This window comes from Mucilaginibacter sp. P4_E8 (assembly GCF_056401495.1).
On sequence record NZ_JBFUJG010000101.1, the window covers coordinates 1 to 18,541 of the forward strand.

An 18,541-nucleotide genomic window follows, 5' to 3' on the forward strand; every position below is an offset into this window, starting at 1 on the left:
GGGTCAGCCAATGCATCTCGTTTTTGGGCTATTGGAGGAATGATTTTCCTTTCTGCGAGTTTTGCCCTATTCTTTATTGAGTTTTCAAAGAAAATACCGGCAAAGGGTGCTGCTAAAATAATAAAATACGTTGGGGCCAGCGGTATGCTTTTTACGGCTTTAATAGCAACCCCATTGCATGATACAATGATCACTATTTCAAGTACCATGTTTCTTATAGGTATATTTTACATTACAATTTTCGTTTTCAAGTCAAGGCYACATTTATTTAAATTCCTCTGCATTATTTGTCTTCTTGTTTTTTATTCTACACTATACCTTTATGGCTTTGGTTATGTTAAGTTTTTACCGGTAATGCAGAAAATTACGTTTGCCATTACAATAATTTTAGTTTTAGTGTTGGAATATTTTACCCAAAAAGAAGATTTTCAACATATCAAAACAGGCAAATAAAATAATACGTACTGTATAACGCGTATGCTTAACCTCAACTCAAAATGAATCTTATTTTCACCGCGGTCATCATTATTTGTGTTGTTATTTGGCTTATAATAGTTTAAACAGTCAACCGCCAAAGGCTTCACCGCTGCGTCTGAATTTAGCTTTATCAGGAATTGTTGCCATGAATAGAGATAAAATGTTTGCCTTTACGGTGATCCTTGATGAGGTAAAAGCCGCCAGGCTCATGGATCTTATTTAGTATTGGCGGCAAAAAAAGAGCATCAGGGGAAATAATTACAATTCTTCGGGAAATTCCTGCATTCCCTATCATTGGTTTAAGCAGCATCTTTGTATTGTTAAATCATTCAAACAACATTAACTCATAAAACAATGAAAAACTCAAATGTAAAGAATGTAGTGCTTGTTCACGGTGCATTCGCTGATGGTTCTGGCTTTAAAGCGCTTTATAACGAATTAACTAAAAAAGGGTATAACGTATCCGTTGTACAGAACCCTTTAACCTCGCTTGAAGATGATGTTCTTGCTACACACGTTGCTTTAGACAGGATTGGCGGTCCTGCAATTCTTGCCGGTCACTCATGGGGCGGTGCCGTGATTACCGAAGCCGGTAACCACCCAAATGTTGCTGCTCTGGTATATATAGCGGCATTCCAGCCCGACAACGGCGAATCGGCCCTGCAATGGCTGCAAACAGCGCCACCAGCACCAGAGAACGGCGTACTTCCTCCGGATGAGAAAGGTATTGTATACTATGATAAAGATAAATACCATGCAGGTTTTTGTGCTGATATTGATGCCGACGAGGCAGCATTTATGTATGCCTCACAGGGTGCATTTTATGCCAAAGGATTTGTAAGCCCGATCACCGACGCTGCCTGGAGGCACAAACCGGCCTATGGCCTGATCGCTACTGAAGATAAAAGCATTAACCCGGAGATACAAAGAAATATGTACAGCCGGTCGAACACGCAGGTAACCGAAGTTAAAGGCAGTCACGTGATCTTCATGTCGCAGCCTGAGATTGTTGCAGGTGTCATTATAGAAGCAGCTGAAAAAGCATCAGAAGTTTAATCTTCATCGTGTTACTTTATTTGGTCCGTATGCCGTTACCGGCATACGGCTTTTTTGTTAAGCGGGTAGGTATATGATTCATCAAAGACAAAAAATCTCATTGAAAATAAAACTCAGAATCTTATAGAAAATCATAATCCATAAAAAAACAAAAGAGGATGCTTTTTAGACACCCTCTTTTAGAATCAGCACTTTTATATTTCCAATATTAATTCTGCTTTCTTAAATCACAGGAGAGATGAAGCGCTGCGAGTTTAAATCCGTTGCTCAGATACAACTTTTGTGCTGTATTATTATTAAAATTTGTATCAAGCACCACTGCATCCTTATTATTTGATATGGCGGTAGCTTTCACATGCCTTAATAATTGAGACGCCAGACCCTTCCCTCTGTAAAATTCCAGCGTGCAGAGATCATCAATATAAATTATATTACCGCTGTGCAACGAAGTCATGATGCGGTATCCTGCAAATGCAACAAATTTGTCGTTATCCATAATTCCGGCAATCGAGTACTTCTCATTTTGCATCATTTCTGAAATCATGGAAGACCAGTTATTTTTATTAAGATGTGGCCTCAACAAAAAAGCAACTTCCCAGCATTGTTGAATTTCAAGATCTGTCTTGATTATTTTAACCTGATATGTGTTGTCCATTCAATTATACTGGTATTAGCTTTGTTGTGATGCCAATTCTGTTCCATACATTAATGGTAATAATTGCTAAGATAACTTGTGCCAGATAGGTCTCTTCCAGTACTTTAGCTGCTTGCTCATAGGTTTCATCTGTTACATGATTACTAATTAAAGTAACCTCCTCGGTCAGGGCCAGTATGGCTCGTTCTTCTTCTGAAAAGAACTGAGTGTCACGCCAGGCATTAAGGGCATAGATACGCTGTTCTGTTTCGCCGGCTTTACGGGCATCTTTAGTGTGCATATCAATACAAAAAGCACATCCGTTTATTTGCGACGATCTGATTTTAATCAGGTCTTTATGCGTTTTTGCAAGCGGTGTGCTTTCAATGAATTTTTCCAGGCCAAGAACAGCTCTGTATCCTGCAGGCTCTATTTCGTCAATTTTAATTCGTGTTTTCATTTCTTAAAAATTTATTAAGATTTATTTCTTGACACAAAATTAGCGCAATGATATGGCTGCTAAATAGACCAGTTACCAGATAAAGGGTAGCCCAGTTTCAAGTCGGGAGTCTTAAGCAGGAAGTCGGTTTTCTTTACTTAAGACTTTCGACTTAGAGCTTAACCTCAGCTTTACACTATCTTTTTGAGGATCGCGAACGCTTCTGCCATTTCATTTTCCTGGAGTGAAGCAAAGCCCATTCTTAGCGCATTGGTAGAAAAGGATTCGTTCTTATAAAAATTTCCATTAGCGATATGAAGTCCTTTTTTTGACGCGTCTTCAGCCATTTTGATCAAGTCGATCTTTTTATCAAAATTCGCCCATACCGCAAGTCCGCCTTCTGGTGCCCTGAATTTAATTACTTCATTAAAGTCTGATTTGAGGATCTGACAAAACAAGTTCCTGCGCTGTTTATAAATTTTTAACGACTTCCGAAAATGCCTCTCCATCTCACCATCGTTAAACATTACCGCGAATGCTTCTTCCAGTAAGGTATCACCCTGTTTGTCTATCAGCTCTCGTAAGGAAGCTGCGGCATCAACAAATGCCGAAGGGCCTGTCATAAACCCAATGCGCAAGGCAGGGGCAAAAGTTTTCGAAATAGAACCAATATAGATCACATTCTGATTGTGGTCGATACTGGCCAATGGCAGGTAGGGTTTATTATCATAATGAAAATCAAAATCATAATCGTCTTCAATAATCGCGAAACGGTATTCTTTGGCTAGATTTAATAGTTTTAACCTCCGTTCCGTACTCATGGTTACCGCTGTTGGAAAGTGATGATGCGGTATAATGTATACCGCTTTTATTTTCTTGTGCTGTAATATCTCTTCGAGATAATCAATATCCATTCCTTTGCTATCAACAGGGATCCGCAGCAGGTTAGCACCGGAATATCTGAAAGTATCATCTGCCAAACCATAATTTGAAATCCCAACTGCTATATAATCAGCAGGATTAATCAGCAGTTGAGCTGCTAAGTAGATACCCATTTGGCTGCCTTTTGTAATAAGTATATTTTCAGCAGAAACAATTAAGCCCCTGGTATTGGAAAGGTAGTTGCAAATAGCAACGCGAAGATGTTCTGATCCCTTGGAGCTACCATACTTCAGGATGTTTTTCCCATGAAATCTTCTGGAAAGACTTCGATATTCACGCATAAGCAGATCAACCGGTGCCAGACGCACATCAGGGAAGCCATCATCAATCGCGAGTGTGGTTTTCTGGAGATTCTTGCCGGGTATCGCGTTTTTAAAATTATTAGTCCATATGAAAGCTTCCTGTGGGCTGCTGTTTTTACCCATTTCAGGTAGTCCCCTTTTGGAACGTACAGGCAGTTTGGAAAGTACAAACACGCCCTTGCGCTCAATAGATTCGGCCCAACCCTGACTAATCAATTCTTCATAGGCCAATTTTACCGTGTTTCTGTTAATACCAATCAATTCTGCAAGTACACGGGAACTTGGCAACAGATCAGATGGCTGTAGCGTGCCACTTGTGATCAATGATATAAAGCTATTGCACACCTGTATATATAGTGTTACAGCAGCAGTTCGATCAACCTGAATTAATGATTTGTAGGGTAACATCTGGGCTGTGGTTTTTATTAAAACTGGTATGTAAATGTAGTCCAATATACCTATACTTTTGAATAAAAATTATCAAAATGAAAAAGGTATTAGTTATTAATTCAAGCGCAAGAACGCTTAGATCTCATAGTAGAAAACTTACTGAAGTATTTATCGATCACTGGAAAAGTATCCATACCGATGCGATTATTAGTTTCCGTGAATTAGGAAATGCGGATGTGCCCCACGTCAACGAAAAATGGATTGCTGCAGCTTTCAAACCTGAAGCAGCAAGGTCTGAAGAAGAAATTGAAGCTTTAAAAACAAGCGATGCTTATATTTCCGAACTACGGGAAGCTGATGTTATTGTTCTTGGTGCTCCAATGTACAACTGGTCAATTCCCAGTGCGCTCAAAGCCTATATCGACCAGATTCTAAGAGTTAATGAAACCTGGAAGTTTGACCCAACCAATATCCTGCATCCATATACCGGTCTGCTTGAAAACAAAACATTGTTTCTTTTGCTTTCAAGAGGGGCCCAAGGATATGAAAAAGGAGAATACAACGAACATCTGGACTTCCAGAGCACTTATTTAAAGACCGTGTTTAATATTATAGGTATCAGCAATATTCATGTGATTGCAATTAACGGAGAATCGTTCAGTCCGGAAAAATTTAAAAAGTCTATTGATACCTCGCACCAGGATGTAAGGGACCTGATTGAGGCTGAATTGGTATAACATGAAAAATAATGTATTCAAAGGCAGCATTTTTATTGCGCTGGGAGCCTCCAGTTATGGGATGCTGGCAACCTTTGTAAAAATGGCATATCATGAAGGATTCAGTACGGCAGAAGTAACGCTTTCGCAGTTCAGTCTGGGATTTGCAGGACTCTTTATATTAACCTTGTTCCGTAAATGGGAGTCTGTGCCAGAAACAAAAACATCAGGCATTAAAAGCATATTTAAGTTAATAATTGCGGGAACATCTATGGGGCTGACCAGCATTTTCTATTATATGGCGGTTCAGTACATTCCGGTAAGCGTTGCAATTGTATTGTTAATGCAAACGGTGTGGATGGGCGTCATCCTGGAGATGGTCTTGCATAAAAAGGCACCCGGATTACGTAAGATAATATCCGTTTTTATTATTCTGGGCGGGACAATACTGGCCACCAGTTTGCTTAAACAATCCGTTAGTATCAACTGGACAGGATTTGGCTGGGGAATGATGGCCGCGCTTACCTACACGGCAACTATGTACACGTCAAACAACATGGAACTTCATTTTCCTCCGCTAAAAAGAAGCCTTTTCATGATTCTGGGCGGATTGATCATAATTTCTTTTATTTTTCATTCCTCTCTGAATCACGGGTTTTCATATGCAATATTCCTGCGCTGGGGCCTCGTCCTTTCTTTGTTTGGAACAATCCTTCCGCCATTACTGTTTACGAGAGGGATGCCGCTAACAGGCATGGGGCTGGGGGCCATTATCGCATCTGTAGAAATACCGGTTTCGGTATTAATGGCACACCTACTGCTAAAAGAACCAGTAAGCTTTCTTCAATGGGTGGGCGTTATACTTATCCTGTTTGCAGTAGTGTTGATGAATATTAAAAAGTTATTTGGTTTAGCACCATCCATGGTTTAAATTAAAACCCCTAATAGGGGTTTTTTAAGTGATTGTTAATTGTTAAAATTTAAGCAGCACTTTTCCAAAAGGCTTCTCCTCAATCAAAAAACGCTGTGCTTCAGCTGCCCCGGAAGCATCAAATATTTTGGCTACAGTTGGTTTTATAGCACCATTGGCAAGTAATGGTAAAATCTGGTTCCATACGTATTGCTGTTGTTCGGCTGTAAACCAACCAGAAAGGCTTTGGCCACGCATCTGGATGCCCTTCCACACAAAATCAGTAATATTGGCGGTAAACTGTGTGCCGGCAGAGTAGCCAATGTTTACAATAATACCACCCCTTGCCAACGACTTAATAGCTTCACCGGTTAAATTACCGCCAATACTGTCAATCACAATGTCCACGCCTTTGCCGCCGGTAATACGCATAACCCCTTCGCTGATGCTTTCATTTTCAAGGTTGATCACATTTTCAAAACCCGCCAGTTCTGCTGCCTTTGCTTTTGAAGCCGATCCGGCTGTTGTAATAACCAACGATGCTCCATGAGCCTTAGCCAATTGAACTCCGGCGTTCCCTACCGCGCCACCTGCAGCTAAAGAAAGTACGCTTTTGCCCGGTGTAAAGTCGGCCTTGTTTAAGCAGGCCTGGGCCGAAAAGAAACCCACGTTTGCTGCCGCGGCTTCTTCGTCGGATATATTTAAAGGAGTTTTAATCAATTCTTCAGGATATAAAGCCACGTATTCCTGCCATAGGCCATCGGTAGCAATGCCCCTGATATGGCCCTGCGGCGTAAAAGCTGATATAAGAACTCTTGTTCCTTCCGGAAACTCATTATTGCCTTTGATAACAACACCGGCGCCTTCGTTACCCAATATCATAGGTGGTTTTTTGGCCAGAGGCAGAAGCCCTGCCCTGATGGTGTTGTCCACGGGGTTAATAGCTGCGAATTTAACTTTGACTAATAGTTGGTTATTCAGCAGTACAGGCATGGGTAAGTCAACAAGTGTTAACTTTTCATAGGATCCGTATTCGGTAAACTGAATTGCTTTCATAAATATTAATTTGTTATTGTTATTAAAAGAAACCTTTCGGTCTCAAAAGGTCAAAAAATTTATGTCAAAAAGATTTCTATTTCATTTTTAAACATATCGGTCATCATTTTCATTTGTTCCTTGTTGTTAAACACACGACTTGTCAGGATAGAACCTTCCAGCGTGTTAAACATTCGTATGCCAAATGCATGCGCATCTATATCGGGTTTAAATTCGCCCGCGGTAATACCGTCTAAAACTATTTGGCCGAATGTATTTTGTATCGATTTGATTGCCAAACCAACGCGACCTCTTATAGTTGGATCGGTATCGTCCGTCTCAGCGCCAAAATTTAATAACGGGCAACCGCCGTTATCTATCAGAACCAGGCGGTCATGATAGAGGTCAAGAACTGCAAAAAGCTTTTCCTTAGCTGTGATTTTGTTTTTAACTGTATCATTAATCACAGTAGTCAGTCTTTTTGAAAGGAAACTGAACGCCTCGAGCACAATTTCTTCTTTGTTTTCAAATTGCCTGTAGATACCGCCTTTTGTCAGTTTGGTAGCTTTCATAATATCACTGATAGCTGTCCCGGCAATACCTTTTTGGTTAAGTATTAAGGCCGCCTCTGTAATAATACGCTGACGTGTGTTTTCTCCCTTTTTCATGACAAGTCAAATATAGAGACCGAAGGGTCTCTATTACAACTAATTTTGTCATTCTAATGAAATAACATCATTAATAAATCATAGTTTCGTTTCAGGGCTGTAGAATTGAATCTTGACTATTATAGCCTGAATCCTTTAATTTACAGCCAGGAAAAGTAATTTAGCGTTGTTCAGTAACGCAAGCCTTGTTATTCCATATTAAATAACTAACCCATGTTTATCAGAAGATTATACACTACAGTAATTTGTTTTTCGGTTATCATTTTGCCGGTTATCGGTTTTGCTGATCCAATAGCCGCAAAGCCGCAGGTGATTACTCTCAGTAACGCTAAACTTACCATGGTAATTGATTATGGAGACAAAGCCTGTATTACATCACTGATCGTTAACGGTCAAAAAGTGATCAGCAATGCAAATGGAGTTTTTACATCTGTAAAGGTTGGAGGTGCTACTTACTCATCATTAAATTTAAAAAAGAAACCGGTATTGGTGCAAACACAAGGCAGTATAAAGATCAGTGGGGTTAGCTACGGCGATAAAGATTTAACCATTAATGAGAACTGGATCTTCCTGAAAAAGGGCAAGTCTGTAAAGTGGGTTATAGAAAGAAATTTTTCCAAATCGGTGAAGGTAGAAGAGGCTGCCATGCCCGTTATTAATTTTGACGATATCAATACCTGGGAAGGCGCTTACCAGGGTTATGGCGGGCTGGCGTGGTTTTATCTGTTCAATGAAAAGTTGTGTACATACGGTGTGCACACAAGGTCTTCCAGTTTTTGGAACAGCAAAAGCGGTAACGGGCTCAATATAACGGTTGATGCGCCGGGTAAAGAGGTAGCTATGAAATATACCCGTACTAATGAAGATAAACTGGCTTATACCATTACGGTTTCTAATCAGGAAATGCTGCCACGGACTGACAGTGGAACCAACAGGCGCAGGTTTATAAGAAAGGGAACAGATGTATGGGCTCCCTTTAATATAGCCGCAGGTACAAGTTCGCAAAGTTTAATGTTCAGTTATTTTGATTATAATGAAAAATATGGCCGGGGTAAGCTCGCGGGTATAAACGGGGAGCAGGTAAATGCCGTACTGAGTACAATTGCGCGCATTGGCGTGATTGATTCGCTGCATTTTGGGGGCAACAGCTGGCATACACCTTACGGGCCTATCTGTTTGCACGAACAATATATTGCTCAACTCGGCCTGGGGATAAACGATCCTAATTATCTTAAAGGATATAAAAGCTGTCTTGATTTTTACCGTGATCATGCTATAAAACCTGATGGACGGGTTTATCCCCGCTGGGCATATACCAATGAGGATGCCATGCCCGGGCAGTTTAATAAGTATGGCTTTTATGAGGCACAGTGGGGGATACTGATGGATTCCAACCCCGACTTTGTGACCAACGTTGCCGATTTGTACGATATGACCGGTGACAAGAGTTGGGTTAAAAGCCATCAGCTATCTTGTGAAAAAGCGTTGGACTGGATACTAAAAAGGGACAGTAATCATAATGGTCTGGTTGAAATGATGACCGATAATCAAGGCCAAAAACAAAGCAGTGACTGGATAGATATCATTTGGGCATCGTATGAAAACGCCTTTGTTAACGCAAATCTGTATCATGCATTGGTTAAATGGGCCGATATAGAACGTCAGCTGAACAACAATGCCAAAGCACAATATTATGAAGGGTTTGCAGCCAAACTTAAAGCAAGCTTCAATAAACCAACAAGCGAGGGTGGTTTTTGGGATGAAGAAAAGAAATGTTACGTTCACTGGAGAGATAAGGACCAAACCATACATGGCCGCAACATGGTTACCCCGGTTAACTTTATGGCCATAGCCTATGATATTTGTGACGACGATGGCAGGAAAAAACTTATCCTGGATAATATTGAGGAGCAGATGCAAAAGGAAAAGCTTTTCTTTTGGCCGCTTGCCATGACATCATATGCACCCGGCGAAGGAAAAGAATGGCAGTGGCCCTTCCCCGGATATGAAAATGGTGATTTGTTTTTATCATGGGGATCAGTAGGGGTTAAAGCCTATGCAAGCTACAACCCGACCCTGGCTGTTAAGTATGTTAAAAACGTATTGGACAGGTATAGTAAAGATGGGCTCGCGTTTCAGCGGTATGGCCGCCTGAAACAAGATGGACTGGGCGATGATATATTATCTGGCAACAGCCTTTCCATAGTAGGATTATATCAGGCGATATATGGTGTAAATCCATTATATAACCGCTTTTATCTCGATCCGCATATCACTCCGGAGCTTGCCGGTACAGAGCTGAAATATAATTTCAGGGATCAACACTTAACTATCAACCTTGATAATGATAGCTATGCGGTATCAAACAACATGTTTAAAATTATATGCAATAAAAACTTCGGCTTTAATGCTACTAAAAATCAGCTAACTTATTTTGATGGCAGCAATTCCATCGCATCTTTAAAGATCACAACTGATAAGCCGCTTACCATTAAGTTAAATAACTGGAGCGCCGAAAAAATGGAATGGCAGCAAACCCTTACCAAACCATCGGCAAAGGCACTTACTTATGTTATTAAACAATTAAAGCCCAATGCAAATTATATAGTATCTGTTAACGGAAAAGCCGTTCAAAAGATCAGGAGTGACATGAAAGGTAACCTTTTGGTTAATCATCGTACGTCGGGAGTTGTTGAAAGAATTAATATAGACAATGGAAATTAATACTTAGCCCCCGGATCAACAAAAAAGTCCCGGCGCGTTACGCGACCGGGACCATCTTTAATTATATATATTGATTTTTAGGTAGATGCTCGTTAAAAGACGTAAAATATACTGGCCTGTATACTATTATTCTTGAAGTCGCCTAAGATAGGCGAAGGCGTTTCCTGAACTTTTTGCATTCCGTAAACATACCTTGCACCGATTCCCAAACCAATTTTAGACTGATAGCCAAGACCACCAGCCACAGCAAAATCAATTTTTTTAGCAAACTTGGCATCAGTTACCCCTCCAATATCTTCCTTTACTTTAAAGCTTGCCTGCGGGCCGGCCTCAACATAAAAGCCGGAATTAGTACGGTATTTGAAAAGGATAGGGACAGAGGCATAAGAAAGTTTTATGTCTTGTCCGGCAAACGTTCCTGCCTTAACTTTGGCTCCCTGCAGGGAGTAGAGAAATTCTTCTGATACCAGGAAATTGTCAGTAAACCTGTAGGAAACCGTAAGTCCGGCGTGGAAACCAGGAAGTGGGTCTGTGGCAAAATTGGCACCTGTAAAATTACTGTAATTACCACCTGCAGTAATGCCGAACTCAAGACGGCTTGCGATTTTCTTAATAAAGCTTTGATTTTCGGGAGGTGTAGTGCTTGTCGTAGTTGTTTGGCTAAAACTCTTCGCGGATGCCAGAATAAGTACAGCTAAGATTAACTTTTTCATAAATTTCTTTTTTTATTATTATGCTTTTTTTTGTTTGCAGCCTGATGCTGATYGTGTTATTTGATTCAAAGGTGCACCCTGCAGCTGTATCCTGAATGGAAAAGGTGACCGAAGCGGGCAAAGTTGGGTTGGAAGCGGAATAAAAAGACTTGGAAAAAAATGGAAATAGTTCTTTTCTGATGATTAAGCTTAGTTAGCAATCAGTTGATGGCAGGGAACGCAGTCCTGATCATCCATTGTTTTTTACAGGTGATACGGTTAGTGTAGCTGAACAGCTTATATTCCGGGAGCCACGCGGATGGCGTTTGATAACTGGGCATCCTTTGTCGGTATAAAAATGTACTTAAGGGTATCAGGCCTTTGTCAGCCAGCTGAGGAATTGAGAAGCTTTACCTTTACTGACGATAACTTTCTCACTAAAAGGTACATTCAGGTTCAGCGACAGTTTTCGGGAGAAGAAACTGGACACGTCGATAATAGCTTTACGGCAAACCAGGAACTGGCGGTTTGCCCTGAAAAAATAATTCCCGCTTGATCTCTCCAGTTCGTCAAGGTTTTTATTGGGGTAAAAAATTTTCCCTGAAAAGGTCAGCAAATGCGTGATCTCGTTTTCCAGGTAAAACATAGCTATATCCTCAAGTTTTATAGGAATGATCTTATCCTGATGATAAACCAGCACAGAGGTGGCAGTTTGTGTTTCCCGGTTGAGCAGCATTTGTATCAGGGCATCATATTGCGGCGTTTGGTCTGCAGATAATACTTTTTTTAGCTGTCTGTATTTTTGGAGGGCCCGATCAAGAGTTTGGATGGTAAAGGGTTTTAATATATAGTCTATTCCGTTAGCTTTAAAAGCATCTAACGCATACTCGTCATAAGCAGTACAAAAAATGACAGGCACAGAAACAGGTTCAGCAACAAATATTTCAAAACTCAGGCCATCACCCAACTGGATATCGCTGAAGATTAGATCAGGGGCCTCCGACTTTTTGAAATAAGCTATAGCCTCCTTCACAGATCTGAGCTGGACAATATCCACTGGTTCGTCAATCAGTTGCTTGATGTTCAGTTCAAGTTCATCTGCAACTATCTCTTCATCCTCAATGATTACTATATTCATTTTTTAACAATTTAATACTTACTGAAAATGAGCTTTGATCTTCTTTGATAATAACCTCATCTCCCGACCAGAGATGGTAGCGTTCCGCGAGATTGGCCAGCCCATAATTGGTTGATGAAACCTTCACTTTTTTCTTTTGGAGATTATTACTCATGATCAACCATTCATCTTTCTGGCTGATTTGTACCCTTAATGGCGCTTCTTGTGTAAAATCGTTATGCTTTATGGCATTTTCAAGTAAGGGCTGCAACGAAAAAGAAGGCAGGTAATAGTTTTTTAACGTTTCTTCGGGTAACATTATCGTACAATCCAACGCTTTACCAAACCTTATCCGCTGCATTTCAAGATAGTCGCATAACAATTCTACTTCATCTTCTAAGGTAGATATTCTGGATGCATGATGGTAAATAGATGCCCTTAAAAAATTAGCCATATGAACAATATATGTATCTGCCGTATGCACGTCTTTATGATAAAGGGCTTTTAAGGTATTAAGCGCATTAAACAAAAAATGGGGTTGTATCTGTTGCTTTAAAAGGAGGTTGGTGGCTTCGGCATTCGCTGTTTTTAATCTGGAAAGCTCCAGGTCGGCATGTAATTTATGTTCATATAACAACACGGAATTGTGCAACAGCATGATAAGCGTATTAATGACGATGCCAGACCCGACAAATGCAAAGAATGAACCAGCGTCCCAAAATGACCATGCCCTACCAGACACATAAGAAAAACAGGGCCTTAACAGGAGATAAATCAGCACGCTGACAGGGTAGGTTAACAGGACGCGGTAAGTTGAAAATTTTTTCGACCTGATCGAAAAGTATTTTGACAACACGATCATCAAACAGATATCGGCATGTCCGACCAGTAAAATACCGGACGTTGTAAGCAGCGTAAACGGTATAATATGACTTAGTGTGCCACTATTGTAAACGACCAGATAGAAGATAAAACCGATGATTACCGCCTGTAACCACGTCAGGCGGCTTAATCGTTTTATAGGTAGCTTCTCGTCCATAATAGCAAATGTAGGCAATAGATATATTGTTATTAACGATTGTTAACCGAAGCGGGCAAAAGCAGGTCTGAACTGTTCAAATTTGAATTGAAATGACAGGGACAGTTGCGAACAGCCAAAAATCACCTTTTTTCGGATTGATTCAATCTACTATATTTTATTGGTTAGTTCTACAGTCCATGGTCCCATCAGCGGCCCACACTGCGTTTTTTTCAGATAAGCTATAATAACATTCGGGCAGCATTTTGTCCGTTTCACTATGTTTTTTAATACATCAGCGCACTTTATGCCAATACCTTCGGCTCCAAATAAATGTCAAACTTAAATTTTACAAAATGAAAAAGACAAATGTATTCGGGATTAACCTGTTAATTGGCCTGCTGTTTATTTTCCTGGCTTCGTATATACAAACGCAGGAAACACAGGTTAAAGTTACCGGGATCAGATCCCCAAAGGGGAAGGTCATCCTTAATGTTTTTAAAGACAATGAAACCTACGAGGACGAAAAGCCCTGCAAAAAATTCGTGTTTGATAAGAAAGCGCTTGTAAACGGAACACTGACCGTGAAGTGTGAGCTGGAGCCCGGAATTTATGGAATCACCCTGGTGGATGATGAAAATGAAAATGGCAAGATCGACAAAAATTTAATTAGAATGCCTAAGGAAGGATTTGGGTTCTCCAACTTCTTTATGGAAAAACTGAAAAAGCCAACCTTCGACGATTTTAAAGTTGATCTGAAATCTCCCAATAACCAAGTTGAAATAAAGGTAAAGTACATGTAATCCGCCCTTGTTCCCAATTACCTGAAAACAATCGGAAGACACCCTGCATTCCTCAATTCAATATTAAAAATCAATAAAAAAGAAATGAAAACAATATCAATATACAGAAAACGATTCACAGGCATAGCCCTGGTGGTATTAGCCATAAGCTTTTCATCATGTAAAAAAAATACCATAGATCCTTCGGGCCAATTCAATATCAAAGTAGTGAACGCTGCGTCTGCTTCGGGGCCACAAAGTTTTACGCTGGCAAATTCTGTGCTGGTGAACGGCGGATTGAGTTTTGGTGATGCCTCTACGTATATTACCGCCCCTTCCGGGAAAAATATGGTTATGGAGTTTAAAGATGAGGGTACAAATAACGTACATGCATCTGGTTCCCTTTATACCGCTAATGGTGTAAGTTTTACCGTGTACATGGTTGGAAAAGGATCATCGGCCAGGGTGAAGTCATTCGAGGACGATCTGGCTGCCCCCAATAACGGCAAGGTAAAGATCAAATTTATCCATCTAAGTGATGAAGCACCTTCTGTTATCACTATAAAAAATTCATCGGGAGATAACCTGGTGACTACTTTGGCCAGAAATATTTCGAGCGGTTATAAATATATAGATCCAGGAACTCTTTCTGTCGAATTCTCAGGCACCGCATCAAGGAGTAATATTGGGAACTTCGACGTTACGGATCTGCAGGCCGGTAAAATTTATACGCTATACCTGATCGATTCGGCTAACGGCAGCCTCCTGTTGAACAAGATTCTGCATAACTAAGGAATTGAGTTTGGGAAAGCCTGGAGCCGTATTGTTTTTTAACGGTACGGCTTTTTATTGCAAACTGCTTGAAATGAATGTTACAGTAAGCGGCATTTTACCGTAAAGGTGGTGCGCCTTAAAATATCCGGATTTCACAAAATGCTACCGGGCAATCATTTATTTTTGATATAAAAACAATAAAAACACCGTGAGCAAGAAAGTATATATAGCGGATGACGACCCTGGACGAATAGAATTGATAATTGTTTTTCTTGAAACCATAGGATACGAAGCGGAGGGAAGCACTGAACTTTTAGATCTGCTTTTATTGGATACCACAAATTTACCCGATGTTTTTTTGTTGAATATCAATATGTGGGGTGAAGACAGTGAGATGATAAGCAGCTACCTGAAAAGCAATGAGCCGACCAGAACCATTCCGGTGATCCTGTTTTCGACCTTAAAGTGGGTTGAACAAAATATGAATGATCGTTATGCCGATGGTTTTATTTCGATACCTTTTGAAATAAATGATCTTCCCGGTTTGTTAAAAAAACTTACATCCTGATCTCTTGCTAAAATGCTAAATCAGACTGAGCGGGTGAGGCTATTCAGTAAGCCCCGATTGTAATTGGTTGCTCATCGAAGATCTGGTCCAGCCGACGTTTCCAGTTTTCCAGTTCTGCTGATAACTCCTCGGGTGATTGCCGTATTGGTCCGTAAATTACCTGGGGCTGCAATACCATGAAACCTGTAAACTCAAAAACACCGCGGTGTAATGGCTTCAGTATCCCGTCAAGGTCGCCGTTGAAGCCCGCCTTTAAATAATGATCGGCCGGGCCGCCAGTGGTTAGTGAAAGCATCGCCTTCTTACCGCTCAGGAGCCCGGTCTCATAAAAGTGCCCGTGCTTATAAAAACGCCCCATGGCAAATACCCGGTCTACCCAGCCTTTCAGAATAGCGGGAATTGCAAACCACCATAGAGGAAACTGCCAGATCATCAGGTCACACCACTCTACCTTTTCCTGCTCGGCATTAATTTCATTGGCAAAGCCACCAACTTCGGTGGCATAGATCTCTTCCAGTTGCTGTTTAAAAAAGGCCGGATCACGAACACTGCTGAAATTCTCCCGGTTGGAAACCGGATCAAACCGCATTGCATAAAGGTCGGAGGTTTTAACCTGGTGCCCGGCCGCTCTCAGGTGCGTTATGGCAGTGCGGTACATGGCGCCGTTCATACTGTGCGGTTCGGGATGGGCATAAATGATAAGTATATTCATTTTTGTGTCTTAATTTTAATGTCTGCTGCAAAATTATAAGGCGATCCGTAAATTAGATTTGCTGCAACCTATTGTGTGTGACATACAAAAATGTAAGTAATGAGTAAAATAAAACCAACATCTACCAATAACAGGAACCGGAACGAACTGATAGACTTTTGCGGAATGAACTATGCGCTAAATATGCTGGCAGGAAGATGGAAACTATTGATCCTGTATAAGCTCGAAAATAAAAAACTACGCTACGGGGATGTCAAAAAGCTTATGCCAAACATCACTGACCGCATGCTGACCTTACATTTACAGGAAATGGAACGTGACGGACTGGTTATAAGAACGGTATATCCGGAAGTGCCTTTAAAAGTTGAATACGAACTAACTGAAAGCGCGGTTGCCTTAGCGCCTGTATGGAAACAACTGGAGCATTGGGGAATTGCGCATCGTAAAATGGTAGAAAGCCAATTAGTTAAATACTGATTGGTTTTTCTTTTTAGTGATAAAAAGTCCTTTTTTTGTAGAACAAACGTGTGCTTGAAATTATGAGCACGCTCTTGTTTAAATCAAAATACTAAATTGACTAAGAAGGAATCAGACATTATTAATTGTGATCACTCAGCAAAGCCGGCGATCTTTGAAATGCAATCACATATCGAGGCGATAGAGAAAAATGCTGCATTTTATGAAGAGAAAAACTTTGATAAACGCATAGAGATTATAGATCTTATCGAGTTTCAAATTATTGATCAGATTGAAGAACTCCTGCGAAAAATAGATCAACCAGATGAACTGACTTTACTAAAATATCGTGCTGAAAAAATAAAGTCTGAACTGGAAGAAATTGATATTAACCTATTTCAAAAGCTTCAGGCAAAGATCAAAACAGAGGGGTATACAGGGAAAGGATTCAAAAATCTGATCAATGAATATGTCGATTTTAATTGGGATCCTAACAATTACCAGGAAGAAATAGGTTATGATAACCTTGATATCTTTATCAATGGGTTATCTCCCTTTCAGACTATGCCGGAGCAGACTAAAGATTTGGAACCGGAAATGGTATATTACCAAAAAACACCAGCCAGAATAGTTTTCGAACTTGTAGAGAAAGTGCACTTCACGAAAGAAGACGTTTTTTTTGATTTAGGCTCTGGACTGGGTCAGGTAGCCATCCTGGTAAATCTTCTTGCCGGAGTTACAGCAAAAGGTATAGAGTTTGAGCCGACTTTTTGCGATTATGCGAAGGCTTGTGCGGCGGAGCTTAATTTATCGAACGTGTCATTTATAAATGTTGACGCACGGAAAGCAGACTATTCTGAAGGAACTGTATTTTTTATGTTTACGCCCTTCAAGGGTGAAATTCTGCAAGAAGTTTTAGCGGTTTTGAAGAAAGAATCCCTGCTAAGGAAAATTAAAATCATTACGTATGGGCCTTGCACTGCGCAGGTCGCCTTACAAAGCTGGCTGGATTTTGCAGCTCCTAAAGATGATAATATTTATAAACTGGGTGTTTTTACCAGTTTATAAGATTGAAGCGTTGTTCAGTCTATGGTAGGTGTTACCATCGCATTGAAATTTTATTTCACGTTTTCATGGGAAACGTAATACAATAGTTTTACAGCTATTGTATATGCTAACTTGTTGTATTGTAAAACTTTAATGGTAATTTTATAATACACTAAAACTTAAAACCATGAGAAGAATTATCATTGGCATGGCCGTATTGGCCTGCTTTTTATCTGCATGCAACAGCAAAACCAGTTCTACGGTAAACGGAAGCGATAGCACCGCGGTTTCAACAGCAAGAAATAAACAAGCCGCCCTAAACGCAGAGGAGGCTCTTATTAAAAAAGATGTGGAGGCAATGTTTAAAGATTGCGCCCCCGATTTTGTAGATTATGGAAATGGCGAATCCAAACCCATGACGAATCAGGACTCGATCAAAACCGGGCTGAAAAGCTTTTTAGCGGCTTTCCCCGACTTTAAGGGCGAAGATTTACAGGCTATAGCTCAGGGTGATACCGTAGTTGTAACCGGCTTATGGAGCGGTACCTTTAAGAATGCATTCATGGGCATGAAACCAACGCAAAAATCATTTAAAACCACCGATGTCGATATTTTTAGCTTTAACAAAGAGGGAAAAATGACTTCGCACAGGTCTATACAATCTGAAGCAACTTTTTTTTCACAATTGGGAATCCCTACGCCGGCTAAAAAGTAATTAATTAAAGTGGCAATTATGTATAAAGCCTTCAGGTTAAATACTGAAGGCTTTTTGTGTTTATGAAGTTTATCTTTCATCAATTTAAAACTTGTTTTTAAACTGATACCGACTTCTTATTTAAATAACCCGGTAAAATGAATTTTACCTATTTCGTAACTACCATTCGGAATTTGTATATTGTAGAATATATTCCCCAGTCGGCATCGGAAATAGAGTGTTTTACTTTTAGAAGGGCCATAAAACGCTATAATTAATTTAGGACTAATTGTTGTAATAATTAATCTCTTAAGTAAGGTGAGTTAATAAACATGTTCAATTATATAAATGTATATTATTATAAAGCCTTTAAATTAAGCTTATTCAT

The 18,541-nt window shown here is 40.2% G+C and carries 21 protein-coding genes; 11 read left to right on the forward strand and 10 right to left on the reverse strand.

What is annotated here, in order from left to right; all coding sequences use genetic code 11:
- A partial coding sequence (locus tag AC1DRQ_RS23540) for a hypothetical protein (RefSeq protein WP_477427381.1) occupies positions 1-453 on the forward strand: 453 nt, incomplete at its 5' end.
- A 154-nt stretch (positions 454-607) separates the two neighbouring features.
- On the opposite strand, the gene AC1DRQ_RS23545 is transcribed toward AC1DRQ_RS23540, so the two are convergent.
- Positions 608-787 (reverse strand): hypothetical protein, encoded by a 180-nt coding sequence (locus tag AC1DRQ_RS23545; RefSeq protein WP_477427383.1) that lies wholly within the window; start codon positions 785-787, stop codon positions 608-610.
- Between the two features lie 44 nt (positions 788-831).
- Here AC1DRQ_RS23545 and AC1DRQ_RS23550 point away from each other — a divergent pair, with 44 nt between their 5' ends.
- A complete protein-coding gene (locus AC1DRQ_RS23550) occupies positions 832-1,533 on the forward strand; it encodes an alpha/beta hydrolase (protein ID WP_429400705.1) in 702 nt (233 codons plus the stop codon).
- A 208-nt stretch (positions 1,534-1,741) separates the two neighbouring features.
- On the opposite strand, the gene AC1DRQ_RS23555 is transcribed toward AC1DRQ_RS23550, so the two are convergent.
- The 3 genes from AC1DRQ_RS23555 to pdxR all read right to left on the reverse strand — a co-directional run bounded on the left by AC1DRQ_RS23555 (position 1,742) and on the right by pdxR (position 4,258).
- Entirely contained in the window at positions 1,742-2,188 is a 447-nt protein-coding gene (locus tag AC1DRQ_RS23555; protein ID WP_477427385.1) for a GNAT family N-acetyltransferase, read from the reverse strand.
- Between the two features lie 4 nt (positions 2,189-2,192).
- Positions 2,193-2,627: a carboxymuconolactone decarboxylase family protein gene (locus tag AC1DRQ_RS23560; protein ID WP_477427387.1), complete on the reverse strand. Its 435-nt coding sequence runs from the start codon at positions 2,625-2,627 to the stop codon at positions 2,193-2,195.
- 170 nt (positions 2,628-2,797) lie between these two features.
- Positions 2,798-4,258 carry a MocR-like pyridoxine biosynthesis transcription factor PdxR gene (gene pdxR, locus AC1DRQ_RS23565; protein ID WP_477427389.1) on the reverse strand — a complete coding sequence of 487 codons (1,461 nt, stop codon included), beginning with the start codon at positions 4,256-4,258 and terminating at the stop codon, positions 2,798-2,800.
- 77 nt (positions 4,259-4,335) lie between these two features.
- Here pdxR and AC1DRQ_RS23570 point away from each other — a divergent pair, with 77 nt between their 5' ends.
- Together AC1DRQ_RS23570 and AC1DRQ_RS23575 are read left to right on the forward strand one after the other, a co-directional pair.
- Positions 4,336-4,977 carry an FMN-dependent NADH-azoreductase gene (locus tag AC1DRQ_RS23570; RefSeq protein ID WP_477427391.1) on the forward strand — a complete coding sequence of 214 codons (642 nt, stop codon included), beginning with the start codon at positions 4,336-4,338 and terminating at the stop codon, positions 4,975-4,977.
- A 1-nt stretch (position 4,978) separates the two neighbouring features.
- On the forward strand, positions 4,979-5,887 hold the full coding sequence (locus AC1DRQ_RS23575; protein WP_477427393.1) for an EamA family transporter: 909 nt from the start codon (positions 4,979-4,981) through the stop codon (positions 5,885-5,887).
- Positions 5,888-5,929: 42 nt separating this feature from the next.
- Here the strand turns inward: AC1DRQ_RS23575 and AC1DRQ_RS23580 are convergent, their stop codons facing one another.
- Positions 5,930-6,922, reverse strand: a complete 993-nt coding sequence (locus AC1DRQ_RS23580) for a quinone oxidoreductase family protein (RefSeq protein WP_477427395.1) — start codon at positions 6,920-6,922, stop codon at positions 5,930-5,932.
- Positions 6,923-6,981: 59 nt separating this feature from the next.
- Positions 6,982-7,569, reverse strand: coding sequence for a TetR/AcrR family transcriptional regulator (locus AC1DRQ_RS23585; RefSeq protein ID WP_477427397.1), 588 nt, complete (start codon positions 7,567-7,569; stop codon positions 6,982-6,984).
- Positions 7,570-7,782: 213 nt separating this feature from the next.
- Between AC1DRQ_RS23585 and AC1DRQ_RS23590 the strand changes: the two genes are divergently transcribed.
- Positions 7,783-10,293: an alpha-L-rhamnosidase-related protein gene (locus AC1DRQ_RS23590; RefSeq protein ID WP_477427399.1), complete on the forward strand. Its 2,511-nt coding sequence runs from the start codon at positions 7,783-7,785 to the stop codon at positions 10,291-10,293.
- A gap of 92 nt (positions 10,294-10,385) precedes the next feature.
- Here the strand turns inward: AC1DRQ_RS23590 and AC1DRQ_RS23595 are convergent, their stop codons facing one another.
- The 3 genes from AC1DRQ_RS23595 to AC1DRQ_RS23605 all read right to left on the reverse strand — a co-directional run bounded on the left by AC1DRQ_RS23595 (position 10,386) and on the right by AC1DRQ_RS23605 (position 13,141).
- The gene (locus AC1DRQ_RS23595) at positions 10,386-11,006 is read right to left on the reverse strand and encodes a porin family protein (protein WP_477427401.1); all 621 of its coding nucleotides are present in this window, start codon (positions 11,004-11,006) and stop codon (positions 10,386-10,388) included.
- 352 nt (positions 11,007-11,358) lie between these two features.
- Positions 11,359-12,123 (reverse strand): LytR/AlgR family response regulator transcription factor, encoded by a 765-nt coding sequence (locus tag AC1DRQ_RS23600; RefSeq protein ID WP_477427403.1) that lies wholly within the window; start codon positions 12,121-12,123, stop codon positions 11,359-11,361.
- Positions 12,104-13,141, reverse strand: a complete 1,038-nt coding sequence (locus AC1DRQ_RS23605) for a sensor histidine kinase (protein WP_477427405.1) — start codon at positions 13,139-13,141, stop codon at positions 12,104-12,106. Before AC1DRQ_RS23605 ends, AC1DRQ_RS23600 begins: the two co-directional genes overlap by 20 nt.
- Positions 13,142-13,476: 335 nt before the next feature.
- Between AC1DRQ_RS23605 and AC1DRQ_RS23610 the strand changes: the two genes are divergently transcribed.
- The 3 genes from AC1DRQ_RS23610 (at position 13,477) to AC1DRQ_RS23620 (ending at position 15,244) form a co-directional block, all read left to right on the forward strand.
- Entirely contained in the window at positions 13,477-13,923 is a 447-nt protein-coding gene (locus tag AC1DRQ_RS23610; protein ID WP_477427407.1) for a DUF2141 domain-containing protein, read from the forward strand.
- Between the two features lie 84 nt (positions 13,924-14,007).
- Positions 14,008-14,694 (forward strand): DUF4397 domain-containing protein, encoded by a 687-nt coding sequence (locus tag AC1DRQ_RS23615; protein ID WP_477427409.1) that lies wholly within the window; start codon positions 14,008-14,010, stop codon positions 14,692-14,694.
- A gap of 190 nt (positions 14,695-14,884) precedes the next feature.
- On the forward strand, positions 14,885-15,244 hold the full coding sequence (locus AC1DRQ_RS23620; protein ID WP_477427411.1) for a response regulator: 360 nt from the start codon (positions 14,885-14,887) through the stop codon (positions 15,242-15,244).
- Positions 15,245-15,287: 43 nt separating this feature from the next.
- Here AC1DRQ_RS23620 and AC1DRQ_RS23625 read toward each other — a convergent pair whose 3' ends face one another.
- The gene (locus tag AC1DRQ_RS23625; protein WP_477427413.1) at positions 15,288-15,956 is read right to left on the reverse strand and encodes an NAD(P)H-dependent oxidoreductase; all 669 of its coding nucleotides are present in this window, start codon (positions 15,954-15,956) and stop codon (positions 15,288-15,290) included.
- A gap of 99 nt (positions 15,957-16,055) precedes the next feature.
- Here AC1DRQ_RS23625 and AC1DRQ_RS23630 point away from each other — a divergent pair, with 99 nt between their 5' ends.
- From AC1DRQ_RS23630 to AC1DRQ_RS23640, 3 genes are all read left to right on the forward strand, one after another.
- Entirely contained in the window at positions 16,056-16,433 is a 378-nt protein-coding gene (locus AC1DRQ_RS23630; RefSeq protein WP_477427415.1) for a winged helix-turn-helix transcriptional regulator, read from the forward strand.
- Positions 16,434-16,529: 96 nt separating this feature from the next.
- Positions 16,530-17,480, forward strand: a complete 951-nt coding sequence (locus tag AC1DRQ_RS23635) for a class I SAM-dependent methyltransferase (protein WP_477427417.1) — start codon at positions 16,530-16,532, stop codon at positions 17,478-17,480.
- A gap of 166 nt (positions 17,481-17,646) precedes the next feature.
- Positions 17,647-18,174 carry an ester cyclase gene (locus AC1DRQ_RS23640; protein WP_477427419.1) on the forward strand — a complete coding sequence of 176 codons (528 nt, stop codon included), beginning with the start codon at positions 17,647-17,649 and terminating at the stop codon, positions 18,172-18,174.
- Positions 18,175-18,541: the final 367 nt, after the last annotated feature.